Consider the following 417-nt stretch of genomic DNA (forward strand, 5'->3'; position numbering starts at 1 on the left):
CCAACCTGATGGGCACCTACATGATCAAGCCCGTGGTCAACGCCGTGGGCGCCGGGGACGCGGACGCCCTCGTGCGCGGAGTTGCCCTGACCGCGGTGATCTACGTGGTGGGCGTGGCCAGCGCGGCGGGCTACACGCAGACCATGGTGTGCGCGGCGCAGAAGGTGGTCTTTGACATCCGGCGCGACCTCTTCGCGCACATCGAGCGGCTGCCGCTCTCCTTCTTTGACCGCACGCGCCACGGCGACGTGATGAGCTACTTCACCAACGACGTGGACACGGTCTCCGAGGCGCTCAACAACAGCTTCGCCAACCTCGTCCAGGCGGCGGTGCAGATCGTGGGCACGCTCACGCTGCTCTTTGTGCTCGACTGGCGGCTCACGCTCATCACCGTTGCCTGCGACCTTGCGATCGCGC

The 417-nt window shown here is 66.7% G+C and carries 1 protein-coding gene; it reads left to right on the top strand.

What is annotated here, in order from left to right:
- On the top strand, positions 1–417 hold a 417-nt coding region (locus tag H6A28_RS14915; protein WP_262896999.1), incomplete at both ends, for an ABC transporter transmembrane domain-containing protein.

This window comes from Bacteroides mediterraneensis (assembly GCF_016900355.1).
In the GTDB taxonomy this organism is placed as follows: Bacteria; Bacteroidota; Bacteroidia; order Bacteroidales; family Bacteroidaceae; genus Phocaeicola.